The sequence below is a fragment of the Streptomyces lydicus genome, assembly GCF_001729485.1.
In the GTDB taxonomy this organism is placed as follows: Bacteria; Actinomycetota; Actinomycetes; order Streptomycetales; family Streptomycetaceae; genus Streptomyces; species Streptomyces lydicus_D.
Window position 1 is genome coordinate 2,710,205 of record NZ_CP017157.1, and the last position, 18,369, is coordinate 2,728,573.

The 18,369-nt window shown below is 74.1% G+C and carries 15 protein-coding genes; 12 read left to right on the forward strand and 3 right to left on the reverse strand.

Going from position 1 to position 18,369, the window contains the following annotated elements:
• Window positions 1-25 precede the first annotated feature (25 nt).
• Window positions 26-1,165, forward strand: a complete 1,140-nt coding sequence (locus tag SL103_RS11685; RefSeq protein WP_069568797.1) for a glycerophosphodiester phosphodiesterase — start codon at window positions 26-28, stop codon at window positions 1,163-1,165.
• A 264-nt stretch (window positions 1,166-1,429) separates the two neighbouring features.
• Window positions 1,430-1,945, forward strand: a complete 516-nt coding sequence (locus SL103_RS11690) for a GNAT family N-acetyltransferase (RefSeq protein ID WP_069568798.1) — start codon at window positions 1,430-1,432, stop codon at window positions 1,943-1,945.
• A gap of 70 nt (window positions 1,946-2,015) precedes the next feature.
• On the opposite strand, the gene SL103_RS11695 is transcribed toward SL103_RS11690, so the two are convergent.
• Both SL103_RS11695 and SL103_RS11700 read right to left on the reverse strand, forming a co-directional pair.
• Window positions 2,016-2,450 (reverse strand): hypothetical protein, encoded by a 435-nt coding sequence (locus SL103_RS11695; RefSeq protein WP_033267787.1) that lies wholly within the window; start codon window positions 2,448-2,450, stop codon window positions 2,016-2,018.
• Between the two features lies 1 nt (window position 2,451).
• Entirely contained in the window at window positions 2,452-2,811 is a 360-nt protein-coding gene (locus SL103_RS11700) for a hypothetical protein (protein ID WP_069568799.1), read from the reverse strand.
• Window positions 2,812-2,936: 125 nt separating this feature from the next.
• Here SL103_RS11700 and SL103_RS11705 point away from each other — a divergent pair, with 125 nt between their 5' ends.
• The 9 genes from SL103_RS11705 to SL103_RS11745 all read left to right on the forward strand — a co-directional run bounded on the left by SL103_RS11705 (window position 2,937) and on the right by SL103_RS11745 (window position 15,656).
• Window positions 2,937-3,584 carry an HAD-IA family hydrolase gene (locus SL103_RS11705; RefSeq protein ID WP_069568800.1) on the forward strand — a complete coding sequence of 216 codons (648 nt, stop codon included), beginning with the start codon at window positions 2,937-2,939 and terminating at the stop codon, window positions 3,582-3,584.
• A 377-nt stretch (window positions 3,585-3,961) separates the two neighbouring features.
• Window positions 3,962-5,035 (forward strand): methionine ABC transporter ATP-binding protein, encoded by a 1,074-nt coding sequence (locus SL103_RS11710; protein ID WP_069568801.1) that lies wholly within the window; start codon window positions 3,962-3,964, stop codon window positions 5,033-5,035.
• The gene (locus SL103_RS11715) at window positions 5,032-5,769 is read left to right on the forward strand and encodes a methionine ABC transporter permease (protein WP_069568802.1); all 738 of its coding nucleotides are present in this window, start codon (window positions 5,032-5,034) and stop codon (window positions 5,767-5,769) included. Before SL103_RS11710 ends, SL103_RS11715 begins: the two co-directional genes overlap by 4 nt.
• A 93-nt stretch (window positions 5,770-5,862) precedes the next feature.
• A complete protein-coding gene (locus tag SL103_RS11720) occupies window positions 5,863-6,720 on the forward strand; it encodes a MetQ/NlpA family ABC transporter substrate-binding protein (protein WP_069573625.1) in 858 nt (285 codons plus the stop codon).
• Window positions 6,721-6,961: 241 nt separating this feature from the next.
• The gene (locus SL103_RS11725) at window positions 6,962-7,597 is read left to right on the forward strand and encodes a GNAT family N-acetyltransferase (RefSeq protein ID WP_069568803.1); all 636 of its coding nucleotides are present in this window, start codon (window positions 6,962-6,964) and stop codon (window positions 7,595-7,597) included.
• A gap of 181 nt (window positions 7,598-7,778) precedes the next feature.
• The gene (gene cbiE, locus SL103_RS11730) at window positions 7,779-8,999 is read left to right on the forward strand and encodes a precorrin-6y C5,15-methyltransferase (decarboxylating) subunit CbiE (protein WP_069568804.1); all 1,221 of its coding nucleotides are present in this window, start codon (window positions 7,779-7,781) and stop codon (window positions 8,997-8,999) included.
• A gap of 236 nt (window positions 9,000-9,235) precedes the next feature.
• A complete protein-coding gene (gene cobT / locus SL103_RS11735; protein WP_069568805.1) occupies window positions 9,236-13,369 on the forward strand; it encodes a nicotinate-nucleotide--dimethylbenzimidazole phosphoribosyltransferase in 4,134 nt (1,377 codons plus the stop codon).
• Window positions 13,370-13,542: 173 nt separating this feature from the next.
• Window positions 13,543-14,778 carry a uroporphyrinogen-III C-methyltransferase gene (gene cobA, locus SL103_RS11740; RefSeq protein WP_069568806.1) on the forward strand — a complete coding sequence of 412 codons (1,236 nt, stop codon included), beginning with the start codon at window positions 13,543-13,545 and terminating at the stop codon, window positions 14,776-14,778.
• Between the two features lie 53 nt (window positions 14,779-14,831).
• Window positions 14,832-15,656, forward strand: coding sequence for a TrmH family RNA methyltransferase (locus SL103_RS11745; protein WP_069568807.1), 825 nt, complete (start codon window positions 14,832-14,834; stop codon window positions 15,654-15,656).
• Between the two features lie 305 nt (window positions 15,657-15,961).
• Here SL103_RS11745 and SL103_RS11750 read toward each other — a convergent pair whose 3' ends face one another.
• The gene (locus tag SL103_RS11750; protein ID WP_069568808.1) at window positions 15,962-17,365 is read right to left on the reverse strand and encodes a serine/threonine-protein kinase; all 1,404 of its coding nucleotides are present in this window, start codon (window positions 17,363-17,365) and stop codon (window positions 15,962-15,964) included.
• A gap of 630 nt (window positions 17,366-17,995) precedes the next feature.
• Between SL103_RS11750 and SL103_RS11755 the strand changes: the two genes are divergently transcribed.
• Window positions 17,996-18,205 (forward strand): hypothetical protein, encoded by a 210-nt coding sequence (locus SL103_RS11755; protein ID WP_069568809.1) that lies wholly within the window; start codon window positions 17,996-17,998, stop codon window positions 18,203-18,205.
• Window positions 18,206-18,369: the final 164 nt, after the last annotated feature.

Sequence of the window (18,369 nt, forward strand, 5' to 3'; positions counted from 1 at the left end):
ACACCGGACAACAAGGAGTGTGGGTATGCACAAGCGGCAGCAGCAGCCGGGACGGCGGACGGTGCTGGGGGCGGCGGCCCTCGGGGCGGGAGCGGCGGTGTTCGGCGGAGCCGGCCAGGCGGCCGCCGCCGGGCGCGAGGGCGCGCCCCGGGAACTGCCGGTGCCGCTGATCGTCGGTCACCGCGGCGCCAGCGGCTACCGCCCCGAGCACACCTTCGGCTCCTACCAACTCGCCCTCGACATGGGCGCGGACGTCATCGAACAGGACCTCGTCCCCACCAAGGACGGCCACCTCGTGTGCCGCCACGAGAACGACATCACCGCCACCACCGATGTCTCCGCGCACCCGGAGTTCGCGGCCCGCAAGACCACCAAGACCGTCGACGGGGTGCAGCTGACCGGCTGGTTCACCGAGGACTTCACGCTCGCCGAGCTCAAGACGCTGCGCGCCAAGGAGCGGATACCGGGGACCCGGCAGCACAACACCCTCTACGACGGCCGGTGGCAGGTGCCGACCTTCGAGGAGGTCCTGCAGTGGGCCGAGTGCGAGGGCCGCAAGCGGGGCCGCCGGGTCTGGCTGCACATCGAGACCAAGCACCCCACCTACTTCCGCAAGCTGGGCCTCGGCCTGGAGGAGCGGGTCGCCGAGGCGCTGCGCGCGCACGGCCGGCACCGCAGGAACTCCCCGAACTTCCTCCAGTCGTTCGAGCCCAGCAGCATCCAGCGGCTGGGCAAGCTCGTCGACTGCCCCAAGGTCGTACTGCTGGGCACCCTCAAGGACCGCCCCTGGGACTTCGTGGCGTCCGGTGACCCGCGCACCGTCGCCGACCTGGTGAAGCCCGAGGGCCTGCGCTGGATCGCCGGCTTCGCCGAGGGCATCGGGCCGGACCTGACGGTGATCATCCCGCGGGACCAGGACAACAAGCTGGGCACGCCCACCTCCGTCGTCAAGGACGCGCACGCCGCCGGGCTGGTGCTGCACCCCTACACCGTCCGCAACGAGAACACCTTCCTGCCCGCCGACTTCCGCAAGGGCACCGACCCCACCGCCTACGGCGACTCCCTCGGCGTCTTCAAGGCGTACCTCGCCACCGGCATCGACGGCCTGTTCTCCGACAACTGCGACACCGCGCTGCTGGCCGCCGCGGAGTTCCGCAAGGGCTGAACGGGCGGGCCCGCGCGCCCGCCCGCCGGGACCGGCACCGGCTCCTCCGGGCTCCCCGCTCCGCTCTCATCTGAGTTGGGAATGTCACAGAGGAGCCCGGTGCCGTTCCGTTCCGCTTGTCCCGATTGCCTGCGCAGAATGCTCGCGGCGGAGATTGCCGCCGCCACATTCCGGGGAGTCCGGAAGTCAGGGCACCACGTCCGGGCGCACACCCCTCTCACCCTCGCGCGCCCGGGCCAACCGAATAAGGGGAGGCATACGCGCATGGGCACGAGCGTGACCATCTCTGCGGCGACCGACCAGGACGCCGAGCAGATCCTCAAGCTGCAGTACCTCTGTTACCAGACGGAGGCCGCGCTGTACGACGACTACGGCATCGAACCGCTGACCCAGACGCTGGCGGACCTGCGGGCCGAACTGAGCGCGGGCTGCGTCGTGGTGGCCCGGCTCGGCGAGGAGGTGGTCGGGTCCGTGCGCGGCTCCGTCGACGCGGACGGCACCGCGGCGATAGCCAAGCTCATCGTGCACCCCCGGCTCCAGCGGCACGGCCTGGGCGGACGGCTGCTGGCCGCCGTCGAGGAGCGGCTGGCGGCCGAGCGGTCGGCCCGCCGCTACCGCCTGTTCACCGGGCACCGCAGCGAGGGCAATCTGCGGCTCTACCGCAGCCACGGTTACGCGCCGGTGGCGACCGAGCAGCTCGGCCAGCGGCTGAGCCTGGTCACGCTGGAGAAGGAGATCCGCCAGGAGGCGGCCGCCGAGGAGTTCGTGGCCCGGGCGTAGCGGCCGGACGCACCGGGCGAACGGTACGAGGACGGGCCCGCGCCGGCGCGGGCCCGTGCACCGCGGGACGCTACGCCGGGCGGGCCCGGCGCAGCCACAGCATGCCGGTGACCGGCAGCAGGACCGGGATGAAGAGGTAGCCCATCCCGTAGTCCGACCAGACCGTGGCGTCGGGGAAGGCGGACGGCTCCAGCAGCGTCCAGGTGCCGACCGTCAGCACGCCGACGAGTTCGGCGGCGCAGCACACCAGCGCCGCCCTGCGGGCGGTGTTCCCGCCCCGGACGAGCGAGTACGTGATGAATCCGTAGACGACGCCGGCCAGCGCGGACAGCGTGTACGCGAGCGGGGCCCGGTCGAAGTCGGTGGCGATCTGCACGACGGAGCGGGACACCGCGCCGACCACCATCACGCCGTACAGCCAGACCAGCAGGATGCCCGGACCGGTGATCAGCTTCTGCCGGGTGCGGGGCGCACCCTCACCGGCGGCGTTGTCGGTCGCCGTCACCTCAGCCTCCCCAGATGTCGAACAGGCGGACCTCGAGCACGGCCAGCACCACGCCGCCGGCGGAGACCGTCGCCGAACCCCAACGAGTGCGCTCCGCCAGGGACATGAACCCCGCCGCGGGCACGCACGCGAACGCGCCGAGCAGATACGCCACGAAGATCGTCGTGCCCTGCTCCGGCTTCCCGCCGCGCACCAGCTGGACGACACCGATCACCAGCTGGAGCAGGGCGAGCAGCGTCACCACGGCCATGCCGATGAAGTGCCAGTCCTTGGTCTGCTGGTCACGGTAGGCGGCGAACCCGCACCAGGCGGCGAGCGCGAGCGCGGCGACGCTGGTCGCGACCGTCAGGGCATCAAGCATGCGGCAGACCCTATTACGGCCCAAAAGGCCCGAGGCGCGCGCCCCCGCCGGGACGACGGGGTGAACACGGGGCGCCCCCGGGCGGCCGGCGGGGTGCGGCCGGGCGGCCCGTACGCTCGTACCCCATGAAGATCCCTGCGGACGCCCTCCTCTTCGACAACGACGGAACGCTGGTCTCCTCCCTGGAGTCCGTCCAGCGCTGCTGGACCAGGTGGGCCGCGGAGTACGGCCTCACCGAGGAGGAATTCGGCCGGGTCGAGCTGCACGGCCGGCCGGCCGCCGAGATCGTCGCCGATCTGCTGCCGGCCGCCCGGGTGCCCGAGGCGCTGGCCCGGATCGAGCAGCTGGAGGTCGAGGACACCGCCGGGGGAGTGGCGGTGCTCCCCGGTACCCGTGCGCTGCTGGAGAGCCTGCCGCCCGAGCGGTGGGCGGTGGTCACCTCCGCGACCCGTCGGCTGGCCGAGGCCCGGCTGGCGGAGGCCGGGATCCGCCCCAAGAACCTGATAGCCGCCGACGACATCAGCCGCGGCAAGCCGGACCCCGAGCCGTTCCTGCTGGCCGCCGCGCGGCTGGGCGCCGACCCCGCGCGCTGCGTGGTCTTCGAGGACGCGCCGGCCGGACTGGCCGCGGGCCGCGCGGCGGGGATGACGACCGTGGCGTTGACCACAACACACCCCGCCGAGGAGCTCTCCGCGGATGTCGTCGTCGGGGACCTGTCGGCGGTGTCCGCGCAGGCCACGCCGGGAGGGGTGGAGATCACCGTCGCGGACTGAGCCGCTGTCCACGGACCGATCACGCCTGTCCGCAATCCGGACAGGTTTGATCGGTCCGTACTGCTGTCTGGTTTACTTGCCGCCATGACCACGACGAGCTACCGCACCCCTGCGACCGAGGCGTACCTGACGCCCGGTGCTCGTTGCATGTGTCGAATGTGTGACCGCTGAGGGCCCCCGCCTGAGCCTCGCGCCCCGAAGCGAGACCCTGCCGTGCCGTACGTCGGTCCCCGACGCCCCCGGCCGCCCCGCGTCACCGGAACCCGGAGCCGGGCCCCGCGCCCGCCGCCGCTCCCCGTTCCCCTCTGCCGCACTCGCAAGAATGCCCCGTGCCCGGCGGGCGAGCCGCCGAGCACTCGACAGTGACGGAATTCCCTGTGATCACCACAACGGGCCTGACCAAGGTCTACCGTTCAGGAGACCGCGACGTCACCGCCCTGGACGGCGTCGACCTGCACGTCCGAGAGGGCGAGGTGTACGGCGTCATCGGCCAGAGCGGCGCCGGCAAGTCCACCCTCATCCGCTGCCTCAACCTCCTGGAGCGCCCCACCTCCGGCACGGTCACCGTCGCCGGCCAGGAGCTGACCTCCATCGCCGGGCGCGGCAAGCGCGCCGGCGCCCAGCTGCGGGCCGCCCGCAGCCACATCGGCATGGTCTTCCAGCACTTCAACCTGCTGTCCTCGCGCACCGTCCAGGACAACGTGGAGCTGCCGCTGGAGATCCTCAAGGTCGACCGCCGCGAGCGCTCCCGCAAGGCGCTGGAACTGCTGGACCTGGTCGGGCTCGCCGACAAGGCCAAGGCATACCCCGCCCAGCTCTCCGGCGGCCAGAAGCAGCGCGTCGGCATCGCCCGCGCCCTGGCCGGCGACCCCAAGGTGCTGCTCTCCGACGAGGCCACCAGCGCCCTGGACCCGGAGACCACCCGCTCCATCCTGACGCTGCTGCGCGACCTCAACCGCAAGCTGGGCCTGACCATCGTGCTCATCACGCACGAGATGGACGTCGTCAAGACGATCTGCGACTCGGCCGCGCTGATGAAGAACGGCCGCGTCGTCGAGCAGGGCACGGTCGCCGAGCTGCTGGCCACCCCCGGCTCCGAGCTGGCCCGCGAGCTGTTCCCGGTGGGCGGCGAGCCCTCGGCCGACGACCGCACCGTCGTCGACGTCACCTTCCACGGCTCGGCCGCCACCCGCCCGGTCATCTCCGAGCTGGCCCGCACCTACAACGTCGACATCTCGATCCTGGGCGCCGCCATGGACACCGTCGGCGGCAATCAGGTCGGCCGGATGCGCATCGAGCTGCCCGGCCGCTTCGAGGAGAACGTCGTGCCCATCGGCTTCCTGCGCGAGCAGGGCCTCCAGGTCGACGTGGCCGACGTCACCCCCGACGTCGCCGCCGCGGCCGTCCCGGCGCCCGCCGCCGCCCCGCTCCAGAAGGAAGGTGCCAAGTGAGCTGGAACGAGATGCAGCCGCTGCTGTACGACAACACCCTCGACACCCTCTTCATGGTGTGGTGGTCGACGTTCTACGCGGTGCTCTTCGGCATCCCCGCCGGTGTGCTGCTGCATCTGACCGCCCGCGGCGCGATCCTGCAGAACGTCGTGGTGAACAAGGTCCTCGGCGCGGTCGTGAACGTGGGACGGTCCTTCCCGTTCCTGATCCTGATCGTCGTGCTGATCCCCTTCACCCGGCTCGTCGTCGGGGTCTCCATCGGCCCGACCGGCGCGGTCGTCCCGCTCGCCATCGCCGCGATCCCGTTCTTCGCCCGACTGGTCGAGGCCGCCCTGCGCGAGGTCGACCACGGCCTCGTCGAGGCCGCCCAGGCCATGGGCGGCGGCACCTGGACCATCGTCTTCAAGGTGCTGCTCCCGCAGGCGCTGCCCGCGCTGGTCGCGGCCGTGACCACCACCGTCATCCAGCTGATCGGCTACTCCGCGATCGCCGGCGCGGTCGGCGGCGGCGGCCTCGGCAACCTCGCCTACACCTACGGCTACCAGCAGTACGAGACCTCGCTGATGATCACGACCGTCGTGGAACTGATCCTCCTCGTCACCGTCGTCCAGCTGCTCGGTGACCTGGTCGTCCGCCGGCTCGCCGGCCGCGGCACCCGCCCCTCCTCGTCCGTACGCGTCGGTCTGCGCCGCGCGTCCGCCGAGGAGCCGGCCGCCGTCACCGAGGCGGCCTGACCCGGAGCCACCCGCTCCACCCGGAGCCCGGACCCTTTGCCGGGCGGAAACCACACGTGCACCCGTCGTGTGAACCAGAAAGAGGCACTCTTCGTGCGTAACACCGTCAAGATCACCGTGGCCGTCGCCGCCGCCTCCGCCGTCGCGCTCGGCGCGAGCGCCTGCTCGGCGCCCTCCGACACCACCGCCAGCAGCGACAAGAGCGACAAGAACGCCCCCCTCGTCGTCGCCGCGAGCCCCACCCCGCACGGCGCCATCCTCGACTTCGTCAAGAACAAGCTGGCGGAGAAGGCCGGGCTCAAGCTCGTCGTCAAGCCGTTCAACGACTACAAGATCCCCAACAAGGTCACCGACGACGGCCAGGTCGACGCCAACTTCTTCCAGCACAAGCCGTTCCTGGACACCTTCAACAAGGAGAACGGCACCCACATCGTGCCGGTCCAGAACGTGCTCATCGAGCCCCTCGGCCTGTACTCCAAGAAGATCCACAAGCTCTCGGAGCTGAAGGCCGGCAGCACCGTCTCGGTGCCCAACGACCCCTCCAACGAGGGCCGGGCGCTCAAGCTGCTCGCCGACAACGGCGTCATCACCCTCAAGCCCGGCGTCGGCTCCGACGCCAAGCTGACGGACGTCAAGGACGACAAGGGCATCAAGATCACCGAGCTGGAGGCCGCCCAGACCGCGCCGCGCATCGACGACGTCGACGCCGCGATCATCAACGGCAACTTCGCCATCGGCGCCCAGCTCAAGCCCTCCAAGGACGCCCTGGCCCTGGAGAGCGCGAAGAACAACCCCTACGCGAACTTCCTCGCCGTCAAGAAGGGCAACGAGAACGACCCCCGGGTCAAGAAGCTCGCCAAGCTCCTGAACTCCCCCGAGGTCAAGAAGTTCATCGAGGACAAGTACAAGGACGGCTCGGTCATCCCCGCCTTCGGTCCCGCGAAGGGCTGACCCACCGCCCGCTCCTCGTACGGCAGTCACCCGTCCGCAGGTCACCGCAGGTGACCCGGCACCCGGACGGCGTCCCGGGCCCCGGACCCGCGCAGCGCGCGGCCGGGGCCCACGCGCGTGGCACACCCGTGGGCCGATGCTGCATGCTGGTGCATTCAAGACGGTCAAAACGGCCCGTGACCTCGCGGCAGTACAGTCCGCGACGTCCCGATCACCAGGTCAACGGCGTTGGAGCAGCGGCATGACATCCACCTTTCCGGACATCTCCATCAGCACGGACCGGCTGGTACTGCGCCCCTTCGACGAGGCCGACATCCCCGCCCTCGCCGAGATGATGACCGACGAGATGGTCACCGCCTGGACCGCGCTGCCGCACCCGTACACCACCGCGCACGCCCGCGCCTGGGCCACCGGCAAGGCCGCCGCGGTACGCACCGAAGGCCGCGGCATCGCGCTGGCCGTCACCGAGTTCCTCACCCAGCGCCTGGTCGGCACCCTCCACCTCGACCACACCGACTGGCGGATCCGCAGCACCGAGGTCGGCTACGTCACCGCCCCATGGGCGCGCGGCGAGGGCTACGCCTCGGAATCCGTCCTCGCGGTCGCGCAATGGCTCTTCCGCGACCAGAACTTCGAGCGCATCGAACTGCGCACCGCCGCCGACAACACCGCCTCCCAGCAGGTCGCCCAGAAGATCGGCTGTATCAGCGAGGGCGTGCTGCGCAACGCCTGGATAGCCCGCAGCCGCACCGAGGACGGCGGCTGGACCGACATCCGCACCGACCTGATCGTGTGGAGCCTGCTGCCCGAGGACCTCGAAGGGGTCCCCGGCCGGCTCGCCGACGCGAACGGATTCAGTTACCCCGAGTGGAACTGACGCGGGCCCGCGCCCGGACCCGCACCGCTCGGGGTACTCTCGCCCTGCCGCGCACCGCGCGACCAGCGCGGACCCGCGCACCACGGCGGCACCTCCACCGGCCCGCGGACACCCCCGCGGCCCCCTCCGGACGCCGCCACCCTGCCCGCGTACCCACAGCAGCCCCAGGAGACTGACGAGCATGGCCGACCGGGTCACGGTGATCGGATGGGACGGCTCCCCGCTGACCGACGCCGCCCGCTCCGCCCTGGGCGCCGCCACACTGGTGGCCGGCGCCGCCCATCACCTCGCCCTTCCCGAAGTCCCGCCGCGGGCCGAACGGATCCGGCTCGGCAGCGTGGCCCTCGCCGCCCGCCGGATCGCCCAGCACCGCGGCACCGCCGTCGTGCTCGCCGACGGCGACCCCGGCTTCTTCGGCGTCGTACGCACCCTGCGCGCCCCCGAGTACGGCCTGGAGGTCGAGGTCGTACCGGCCGTCTCCTCCGTCGCGGCCGCCTTCGCCCGGGCCGGCATGCCCTGGGACGACGCCCGGATCGTCGTCGCCCACAGCCGCGACCTGCGCCGCGCGGTGAACGTCTGCCGCGCCCACACCAAGGTCGCGGTGCTCACCTCACCCGGCGCGGGCCCCGCCGAACTCGCCCTGCTGCTCGACGGCGTCCACCGCACCTTCGTCATCTGCGAGGAACTGGGCACGGACCGGGAACAGGTGACGGTCCTCACATCCGACAAGGCCGCCGACCACGTCTGGCGCGACCCCAATGTCGTCATCGTCGTGGGCGGTTCCCCCGGCGGTGCCGCGGCCCAGGGGACCGGCTGGCTCGCCGGCCACGAGGTCGGCCACCCGACGGGGCCGCGCGGCTGGGGACTTCCGGCCCACGCGTACGGCGGGGTCCTGGGCGAGGGCGAGTCCGTCCAGCTCCGCACCGCTCAACTCGCGCGGCTGGGGCCCCAGGTGGGCGACCTGGTCTGGGACATCGGCGCGGGCGCCGGCGCCGCCGCGGTGGAGGCGGCCCGCTTCGGCGCCGCGGTCATCGCGGTCGACGCCGCCCCGGAATCCTGTGAGCGCACCGCCGCCCTCGCCCGCCGCCACGGCGTCCAACTCCAGGTCGTGCACGGCCGCGCGCCGCAGGTCCTGGAGGACCTGCCCGAGCCCGACGTGGTGCGGGTCGGCGGCGGGGGAGCGGAGGTCGTCACCGCCTGCGCGGCCCGCCGCCCCGAACGGATCGTCACCCACGCCGCCACCCGGGACGAGGCCGAATCGCTCGGCCGGGCACTGGCGGACGGCGGCTACGACGTCGAGTGCGCCCTGCTGCAGTCCGTCGACCTGGACACCTCCGCCTGGGTCGAACGCGAGCGCTCCGTGGTGTTCTTGCTCAGCGGGTATCGCGTTCCTCACCCGTGACCAGCACGGCAACCCGCGCGGGGTAGGCTGGCGGATCGTTGCGCCGCCGTTCCGCATTCGGCTTCGTACGCCAATATCCGGAAAATGCCGTGGTTTTGGATGAATATGAAGCTCTGGAGAGCGGACGTGCCGCGAGGCGTGCTCGCTCGTTCTAGCTATCGGGGCGTCGGCGCGCCCCGGTCGAGCGCGTCGCACGAGCGGTTGGAAGGAGCACTACCAATGGGCGAGGGGTACGCATGACCGACACCGGCCAGGTCCCGGGCGAGGGGCAGCCGGAGAACGCAGGCGGACATCCCGGGCAGCCGCAGCCGGCGGCCGCTCCCTCCCCTGCCGACGCCGGACCCACGGAGCTGCCGGGCATGGTGACCCCTCCGGGCGAATACCCCTATCTCGACCAGGCGGACGGCGTCGTCGAGGACGACGACCTGCTGCTGATGCCGGGCGCCCAGGGCGCCTGGAGCGAGCAGCCGGCGCCGCAGCCGTACCCGCAGCCGCAGGACACCCACCAGGGCGTGCCGTTCGACGCCGCCGGCCAGGCGGCCACCGGCTTCGAGCCGCTGCCCGCCCAGGTCGGTGACCACGAGCGCGGCGGCCGGGACTCCGGCTCCGTCGACCTCGGCGCCGTCCGCATCCCGCAGCCCGCGGCACCCCAGCAGGCGGACCGCGCCCGCGCGGCCGCGCCGCAGCAGCCGGACCCCGCCCGCACCGGCACGCCCGCCCGCCGCCCGCTCCACATGGGCCCGCCGGTCCCCGACCCGACCAGCGGCGTGGTCCGTTCACTCGCCGACCGCGGCCCCGCGGACTCCCCGGCGCGGCCCGCCGGCCCGCCGACCGGCGGCCCCGAATACTTCGACGCCCCGGCCGAGGCCCCCCTGGGCGCCGAGGCCGTGCCCGGCGCCCAGCCGCCCGTGGACCTGCCGTACGAACAGACCGTCGGCGAGGCGGCCACGGACCCGCAGACCGTCCCGGCACCGGCGTACGGCGAGCAGCAGCCGTACGGCGACCCGTCCTACGGCGGCCAGTTGTCCGCCGAGCAGACCTACGGGGCCGCCGGCCAGGGCCCGTTGCCCGGCCCGCAGCTCGGCGAGATCCCGTCCCAGATGCCGCCGTGGGGCGAGGCCCCGGCCGCGGCCGCCCCGGTCGCGGAAGCGGCTCCGGCCGCCGCAGCAGCCCCGGTGGCAGAGGCAGCCCCGGTCGCGGAGACCGCTCCGGTCGCCGGGACCCCCGCGCCCGCCGCCGAGGCCGCGCCGCAGAACACCACCCTCCCGGCCGAGCAGCCGCAGCCGATGCCGCAGCCGCTGCCGGTGGAGGACGCCGCCGGGACCGCCGACGCCCCGGCCGCCGCCGCGGACGCGGTGGAGACCGGCGCGGCCCCCGACGCCGCGGTGATCCAGGAGGCGCCGGCCGAAGCGCCGGTGGAGGCCCCGGCACAGCCGCAGGACACCGCACCCCAGGACGCCGCCGCGCAGGGCACCGTGGAGAGCGCCGCTGCGGAGGCGGCCGCTCCGGAGGCCCCGGCCGCGGAGGCCGACGCCGTGCCGCTCCCGGCTCCGGACGCCGCCCCGCAGGAAGGCGCCGCGGACGGTCCTCAGCAGTCCGACGGCGAGCAGCCCGCCGCCGACCAGGCCCCCGCCGCCCCCGAGCCCCCGGCCACCATCGAAACGGTCACCGCGGAATCGACCGCGCCCGAAACGATCGCGCCCGAAGCGGCCGCGCCCGTAGTGGCCGCGGAGCCCGCCCCCGCGCAGCCCGCCGCCACCCCCGCCGACGCGACCCCCGCGCCGCAGGAGGCCCAGGCCCCCGCGCCGCAGGACGACGACCAGCCGTCGCCCGCCGGTGAGGCCGGGGCCGCCCCGGCGGACGCCACCGGCGAGGCCGGCCAGCCGGCCGTCGAAGCCGAGGCCGCATCCGGGGACGCCGCCCCGGCCGCGACCGCCGCCCCCGTGGACGGTGCGGCGGCCGCCGAGGAGCCCGCCCCCGCCGACGAGGCCGCCCCGGCGCCCGTCTCCGCTCCGCAGGGCCCCGTCGCCCTGCCCGTGCCCGACGCCACCGACGCGCCCGTCGAGCAGACGGTCATAGAGCCGCCCGAGGCGCAGCAACCCGCCGACGGGCAGCCGCAGCCCGGCGCCGCCGCGGACGCCGCAGGGCAGCAGACCGCCGAGGCGCCCGCACCGGAACCCGAGCCCCGCGCCGCGGCCGCCGAGCAGCCCGTGGCGGAAGGCCAGGACCTCCCCGCCGAGCCGGCCGCCGAAGCGGACGCGAACACCGACGCGGCCCCGCCCGCCGATGCCGCCCCCGCCGACGACACCGCGGCCGCCCCGGTCCGGCCCGCGGCCGCCGACGACCGGGACACCACCGGAACGGAGCCGGTCATCCAGATCCCCGCCCAGGCGACCGGCGACCAGTCCGAGGACCGGGCCGCGGCGCCGGCCCCCGCGGACGACACCGTTCCGCAGCCCGGCCCCGCCGACGGTGACCACCCCGCGGCGGCGGAGCCCGACGCCGGCGCCCCCCAGCAGCAGGACGCCACCGCGCTCGTCCAGCTCGGCGAGGACGCCCAGGACGACGAGCAGCCGCCCGCCGCGCAGCAGCCGGCGGACCACCTCGACGCCGACGAGCCGGCCGGCCCCGACGCCACCGCGGCCGCCGGGTACGACGACTCCGAGCGCGCCGCCGTGCACCGCGTGATGCGCGAGCGCCGCGACATCCGCAACGGCTTCCGCGGCGACCCGATCCCCAACGAGGTGCTGCTGCGCGTCCTGGAGGCGGCCCACACCGCCCCCAGCGTCGGCCACTCCCAGCCCTGGGACTTCGTCGTCATCCGCTCCGCGGAGACCCGCGAGAAGATGCACCAGCTCGCCATGCAGCAGCGCGAGGCGTACGCCAAGTCGCTGCCCAAGGCGCGCGCCAAGCAGTTCCGCGAGCTGAAGATCGAGGCGATCCTCGAAACGCCGGTGAACATCGTCGTCACCGCCGACCCCACCCGCGGCGGCCGGCACACCCTCGGCCGGCACACCCAGCCGCAGATGGCCCCGTACTCCTCCGCGCTCGCCGTCGAGAACCTCTGGCTCGCCGCCCGCGCCGAGGGCCTGGGCGTCGGCTGGGTCAGCTTCTTCGACGAGCGGGAGATGGTCCGCGAACTGGACCTGCCCGAACACCTCGAAGTCGTCGCCTACCTCTGCGTCGGATACGTCGACGAGTTCCCCGAGGAGCCCGAGCTGCTGCAGGCCGGCTGGTCCAAGCGCCGTCCGCTGTCCTGGGTCGTCCACGAGGAGACCTACGGCCGCCGCGCGCTGCCCGGCGAGAGCCCGCACGACCTCCTCCAGGAGACCCTGCAGGGCATCCGCCCGCTGGACGCCAAGGCGCTCGGCGAGGCGTGGGAGCGGCAGAAGCGGATGACCAAGCCCGCCGGGGCGCTGGGCATGCTGGAGATCATCTCCGCGCAGCTGTGCGGCCTGTCCCGCAAGTGCCCGCCGCCCATCCCGGAGCCGGCCGCCGTGGCGATCTTCGCCGGCGACCACGGGGTGCACGCCCAGGGCGTCACCCCCTGGCCCCAGGAGGTCACCGGCCAGATGGTCGCCAACTTCCTGGGCGGCGGGGCGGTCTGCAACGCCTTCGCCAACCAGGTCGGCGCCGAGGTGTGCGTCGTGGACGTCGGCGTGGCGAGCGAACTCCCCGCCACCCCCGGGCTGCTGCCCCGCAAGGTCCGCGCCGGCACCGCCGACTTCACCGCCGGCCCGGCGATGACCCAGGAAGAGGTGCTCAAGGCGATCGAGGTGGGCATCGAGACCGCCCGCGACCTCGTGGCGGCCGGCAACAAGGCGCTGCTCACCGGCGAGATGGGCATCGCCAACACCACCACCTCCGCCGCGTTGATCTCCGTCTACACCGGCGTCGACCCGGTCGAGGTCACCGGCCGCGGCACCGGCATCAACGACGAGACGCACGCCCGCAAGGTCGACGTGGTCCGCCGCGCCCTGGAGCTGCACCAGCCCGACCCGGCCGACCCGATCGGCGTCCTCACCGCGATCGGCGGCCTGGAGCACGCGGCCATGGTCGGCCTGATCCTCGGCGGCGCCTCGCTGCGCACGCCGGTCATCCTGGACGGGGTGAGCGCCGGCGCCGCCGCCCTGGTGGCCCGGGCCATCGCCCCCGAGGCGCTGGCCGCCTGCATCGCGGGTCACCGCAGCGCCGAGCCCGGCCACGTCGCGGCGCTGAACAAGCTCGGCCTGCGCCCGCTCGTCGACCTCGATCTGCGCCTCGGCGAGGGCACCGGCGCCCTGCTGGCCCTTCCCGTCGTGCAGAGCGCCGCCCGCGCCATGCACGAGGTCGCCACCTTCGACTCCGCCGGAGTGACGGAGAAGAGCTGACGCGGAGCGGCCGGCACCGGCCCGCCTCCGCATGACCCCCGGCCCGCAGCCCCATAGGCTGTGGGCCGGGGCCGTACGCCTCAAGGGCAGTACCCTCGCCCTCAGCCGCTCCAGAGCCGCAGCGACTGAGCCGGTCTCGAACCCGCACCATTCGCACAAGGAGCCACACCGCCATGGCCGAGCACGCCGCCGAACACGCCGCCTACCCCGTCGGACTGCGGCTGTCCGGCCGCCGGGTGGTCGTCCTGGGAGCCGGGCAGGTCGCCCAGCGCCGCCTCCCCTCGCTCGTCGCCGCAGGTGCGGACGTCCTCCTCGTCTCCCCGTCCGCCACCCCGTCCGTCGAGGCGATGGCCGACGCCGGCGAGGTCCGCTGGGAGCGCCGCCGCTACCGTTCCGGTGACCTCGACGGAGCCTGGTACGCGCTGATCTCCACCGACGACCCGGAGGCCAACACCGCCGCCTCCCAGGAGGCCGAGGACCGCCGGGTGTGGTGCGTACGCGCCGACGACGCCGAGGCCGCCACCGCCTGGACCCCGGCCACCGGCCGCAGCGAGGGCGTCACCGTCGCCGTGCTCACCGGCCGCGACCCGCGCCGCTCGGCCGCGGTGCGCGACGCCATCGTCGAGGGCCTGCGCGACGGCAGCATCGCCGCCCCGCACCACCGCCGCCCGCACACCCCCGGCGTGGCGCTGGTCGGCGGCGGCCCCGGCGACCCGGACCTGATCACCGTCCGCGGGCGCCGGCTGCTCGCCGAGGCGGACGTCGTCATCGCCGACCGGCTCGGCCCCCGCGATCTGCTCGCCGAACTCCCGCCGCACGTCGAGGTCATCGACGCGGCGAAGATCCCCTACGGCCGGTTCATGGCCCAGGAGGCCATCAACAACGCGCTGATCGAGCACGCCAAGGCCGGCAAGGCCGTGGTCCGCCTCAAGGGCGGCGACCCGTTCGTCTTCGGCCGCGGCATGGAGGAGGCGCAGGCGCTCGCCGAGGCCGGCATCCCCTGCACGGTCGTGCCCGGCATCTCCAGCACCATCTCGGTCCCCGGCGCCGCCGGCATTCCCGTCACCCACCGCGGCGTCGCCCACGAGTTCACCGTCGTCAGCGGCCACGTCGCGCCCGACGACGAGCGCTCGCTGGTCGACTGGGCCGCGCTCGCCCAGCTGCGCGGCACCCTCGTCGTCCTGATGGGCGTGGAGAACAGCGGCGCCATCGCCGCCAAGCTCATCGAGCACGGCCGCCCCGCCGGCACCCCGGCCGCCGTCGTTCAGGAGGGCACCACGGCCGCCCAGCGCCGGGTCGACGCCACGCTCGACACGCTCGGCGAGACGGTACGGGCCGAGGGCGTGCGGCCGCCCGCCGTCATCGTCATCGGTGACGTCGTCACCGTCGCCGCCTCTACCGACAAGTAACCGATCGGGCAGGCGGCATTGGAACCTCGACACCGACAAGGCACTATCTCCCCGTGGCAGAAATCATCACCGTCGACGACCCGGCCGACCCGCGGCTGGCCGACTACACCGGCCTGACCGACGTCGAACTGCGGCGCCGGCGCGAGCCCGCCGAAGGACTTTTCATCGCCGAGGGCGAGAAGGTCATCCGCCGGGCCCGGCACGCCGGCTACGAGATGCGCTCGATGCTGCTCTCCTCGAAGTGGGTCGATGTGATGCGCGACGTCATCGACGAGGTCCCGGCGCCGGTCTACGCGGTCAGCCCGGACCTCGCCGAGCGGGTGACGGGCTATCACGTGCACCGCGGCGCGCTCGCCTCCATGCAGCGCAAGCCGCTGCCGCCGGCCGCCGAACTCCTCGCCGGAACCCGCCGCATCGTGGTCATGGAAGCCGTCAACGACCACACCAACATCGGCGCGATCTTCCGCAGCGCGGCGGCGCTCGGCATGGACGCGGTACTGCTCTCCCCGGACTGCGCGGATCCGCTCTACCGCCGCTCGGTGAAGGTCTCGATGGGCGCGGTGTTCTCCGTGCCCTACGCCCGCCTGGAGAGCTGGCCCCGGGACCTGTCCGCCGTACGGGAGGCCGGTTTCAAGCTGCTCGCCCTCACCCCCGCCGAGAAGGCGACCACCATCGACGAGGCCGCCCCGCACACCCTGGAGCGGGCCGCGCTGATGCTGGGCGCCGAGGGCGGCGGCCTCTCCACCGGGGCCCTGCGGGCCGCCGACGAATGGGTCCGCATCCCGATGGCCCACGGCGTGGACTCCCTCAACGTGGGCGCCGCCGCCGCGGTGGCCTTCTACGCGGTGGCCACCGGCCGCCCCACCGGGACGCCTTAGCCAGGCGGAGCCGACGGGGCTGGTTGGGCCGACGGGGCGGATGGGGCCGACGGCGCTGGTGGGGCCGACGGGCCGGCGGGGCTGGTGGCGTCGACGGGCCCGGCGGGCCGGCAACGAGGGTGGCGCCGGCAAAGTCGCCTCTCCGGCAGGAATAACCGCCCCCCACCGCCCCGTTGAGGCCCCGCAGGGGGCCCTCGCACCCCCTAGGGATTCTGTTCCCCCACCCCGTAGGGCCCGCCACCCCCGGGGTCCTTCCCCCAGGGCCACCGCCCCCAGGGGACCTCCCCCGTAAGACCTGCCCGTACCTAGGGCCCTTCGGCGCTCCCGGCTGACTCCGCACTCCCGGCGGACTCCGCGGATCCCGACTCCACGGTTCCCGATGCCGCGGACCCTGACGACGCGATCGGAACCGGCCGCTCCGTCCCCAGTCCGCGGGCCGGCCCCTGGCAGCCTTGCGCCGCCGCGATACCGAGCGCCACCAGCAGCGTCACCACGACGAACACGATGATCCGCTGGCGCAGCAGTCGCCGGTCCGGGCCCGGCCGGCGGCCGCCCGAAGCCGTGCGCACCGGGGTACGAGAACCGTTTCGCCCCGTCGGCCGCGAGGCCGGGACCCGCCCGGCACCCCGCCCGCCGGTCCGCGGGTTCTTCCCCGTGCCCGAGGCCGGGCCGGCCGGCCGGCCGGCCGCGTCCCGCGGTACCGCCGGCCGTGCCGGATGCGACGGATGCGACCGCGGCGCCGACGAGCCCGCCGTCCGCCGCTCGGTGCGCTGACGGGCGTACTCCTCGGCCCGCCGCCCGGTCGGCCGCTCCGACGGACGGCGCTCCGCGCGCGCCCAGCCGCCCCCGCCACCGGCGCCGTTCTCCAGGGGGCCGCCCGACAGACCGTGCGCCTCACGGGCCGCGATCTCCTTGAGCCGCAGCGACAGCGACAGGGTGCTGGGGCGGTCCGCCGGGTCCTTCGCCAGACAGGACGCGAGCAGCGGGGCCAGCGCGTCCGGCACCCCGCCGAGATGCGCCTCCTCGTGGACGACCCGGTAGAGCATGACCTCCGAACTGCCCTGTCCGAAGGGCGAGTCCGCGGTGCAGGCGTACGCGAGGGTGGCGCCCAGCGCGAAGATGTCGGTCGCCGGTGTCACGGCGGCGCCACGCACCTGCTCGGGCGCCAGGAAGCCCGGCGAGCCGACGGCCGTACCGACGTGGGTCAGGGTGCTGGCGCCGGTCGCCCAGGCGATGCCGAAGTCGATGATCCGGGGTCCCTTGGGGGACAGCAGGATGTTGGACGGCTTCAGGTCGCGGTGCACCACACCCGCGTCGTGGACGGCCAGCAGTCCCTCGGACAGCGCGGCCCCGATGGAGGCGACCTGCGCCGGGGACAGCGGGCCTTCCTCGTTGACCTTGTCGTGCAGCGAGGGCCCGGGGACGTACTGGGTGGCGAACCAGGGACGGTCCGCGTCGAGGTCCGCGGCCACCAGCCGGGCCGTGCAGCCGCCGCGAATCCGCCGGGCCGCCGACACCTCGCGGGCGAACCTCGAGCGGAACTCCTGATCCTCCGCCAGGTCCGGCCGGATCACCTTCAGCGCCACCCGCTGCCCGCGCTTGTCCGAGCCGAGGTAAACCACGCCCATCCCGCCCGCGCCGAGCCGGCGGTGCAGCCGGAACGTCCCGACGACACGCGGGTCCTCGCGTCGGAGCCGCATCATCGCCATGTCCGTCCCCTACCTGCGGGGGGAGGCCCCTCCGCTGCCCAACCGTCTGACGTGGCACAGCTTACGGATTGACGGCTCGCTGTGCTGAGAGGCCGCGCATGCGTCGGCGGCCGGATTGTCAGTGGCGGGTGCGATCCTCGCGGTGTGGGAGGGAATCGGCCGCGGTACGACCCGACTTCCTGTGCGACATCCCAATGTTCCGGCACAGAAGGGGGATTGGCGCCATGAAAGGTGATCAGGCCGGGATGTCCGGTGGTGCCGGGGCCCGGCCGGCGGCACGCCCCGGGGCGGTGGGGACGGCGTGCCGCGGGGCGGGGGCGGCCTCGCCCGGTGGAGGGCCCGAAGTGAGCGAGGTCACGCCGAGGTCACGCCGGGGGCGCCCACGAGGGCGCGTGGGGCCACGGCCGCGCCGGTTCCCCTGGGGGATGTCCCCAGGTATCCGGTGCCCTCTCTCCACCCAGGGGAGTACGCGGGACCTGGTGGCGTCATCCTCCCGGAGGCCGACCAATCGGTACGACGGCATGACGCCTGCGGCCCGCCGCGTGCCTAGGGTTGTTCTCAAGCGGCGGGCGCAGCACTCGTCCCCCGAGGTCAGACGCCCGCCGCTCCGAACACGACGGGAGCGGGACGATGGAGCGGATCTCAGGACGGACGGCCCTTCGGGCGCAGGGGCGCAGGTTCGCCTCGGCGTTCGGCGGTCACGAGTCCTCGGGAACCCGCCATCCCCTCGTGGCGGTGGCGATGGTGCTGCCGCTCGCGATCGTTCTCGCCGTGGTCTTCGGCGGCTGGGAAGCCGTCATCACACAGGCGTCGTCCGTGGTCGGACTGCTGGGGCGCTGATCGGCGCCCCAGGCCCGGGAGAGCGGCCCGGGACGGGGACTCCGGCTGAATACCCCGTGGGGACGGGGGTGCGGCGGACGGCACGAACGGCCGGGCATCTGGGGAGATGCCCGGCCTTCGAGCTTTCCGGGCCGGTCACCCGCTCCCGCCGCCCCGCAGGGCGC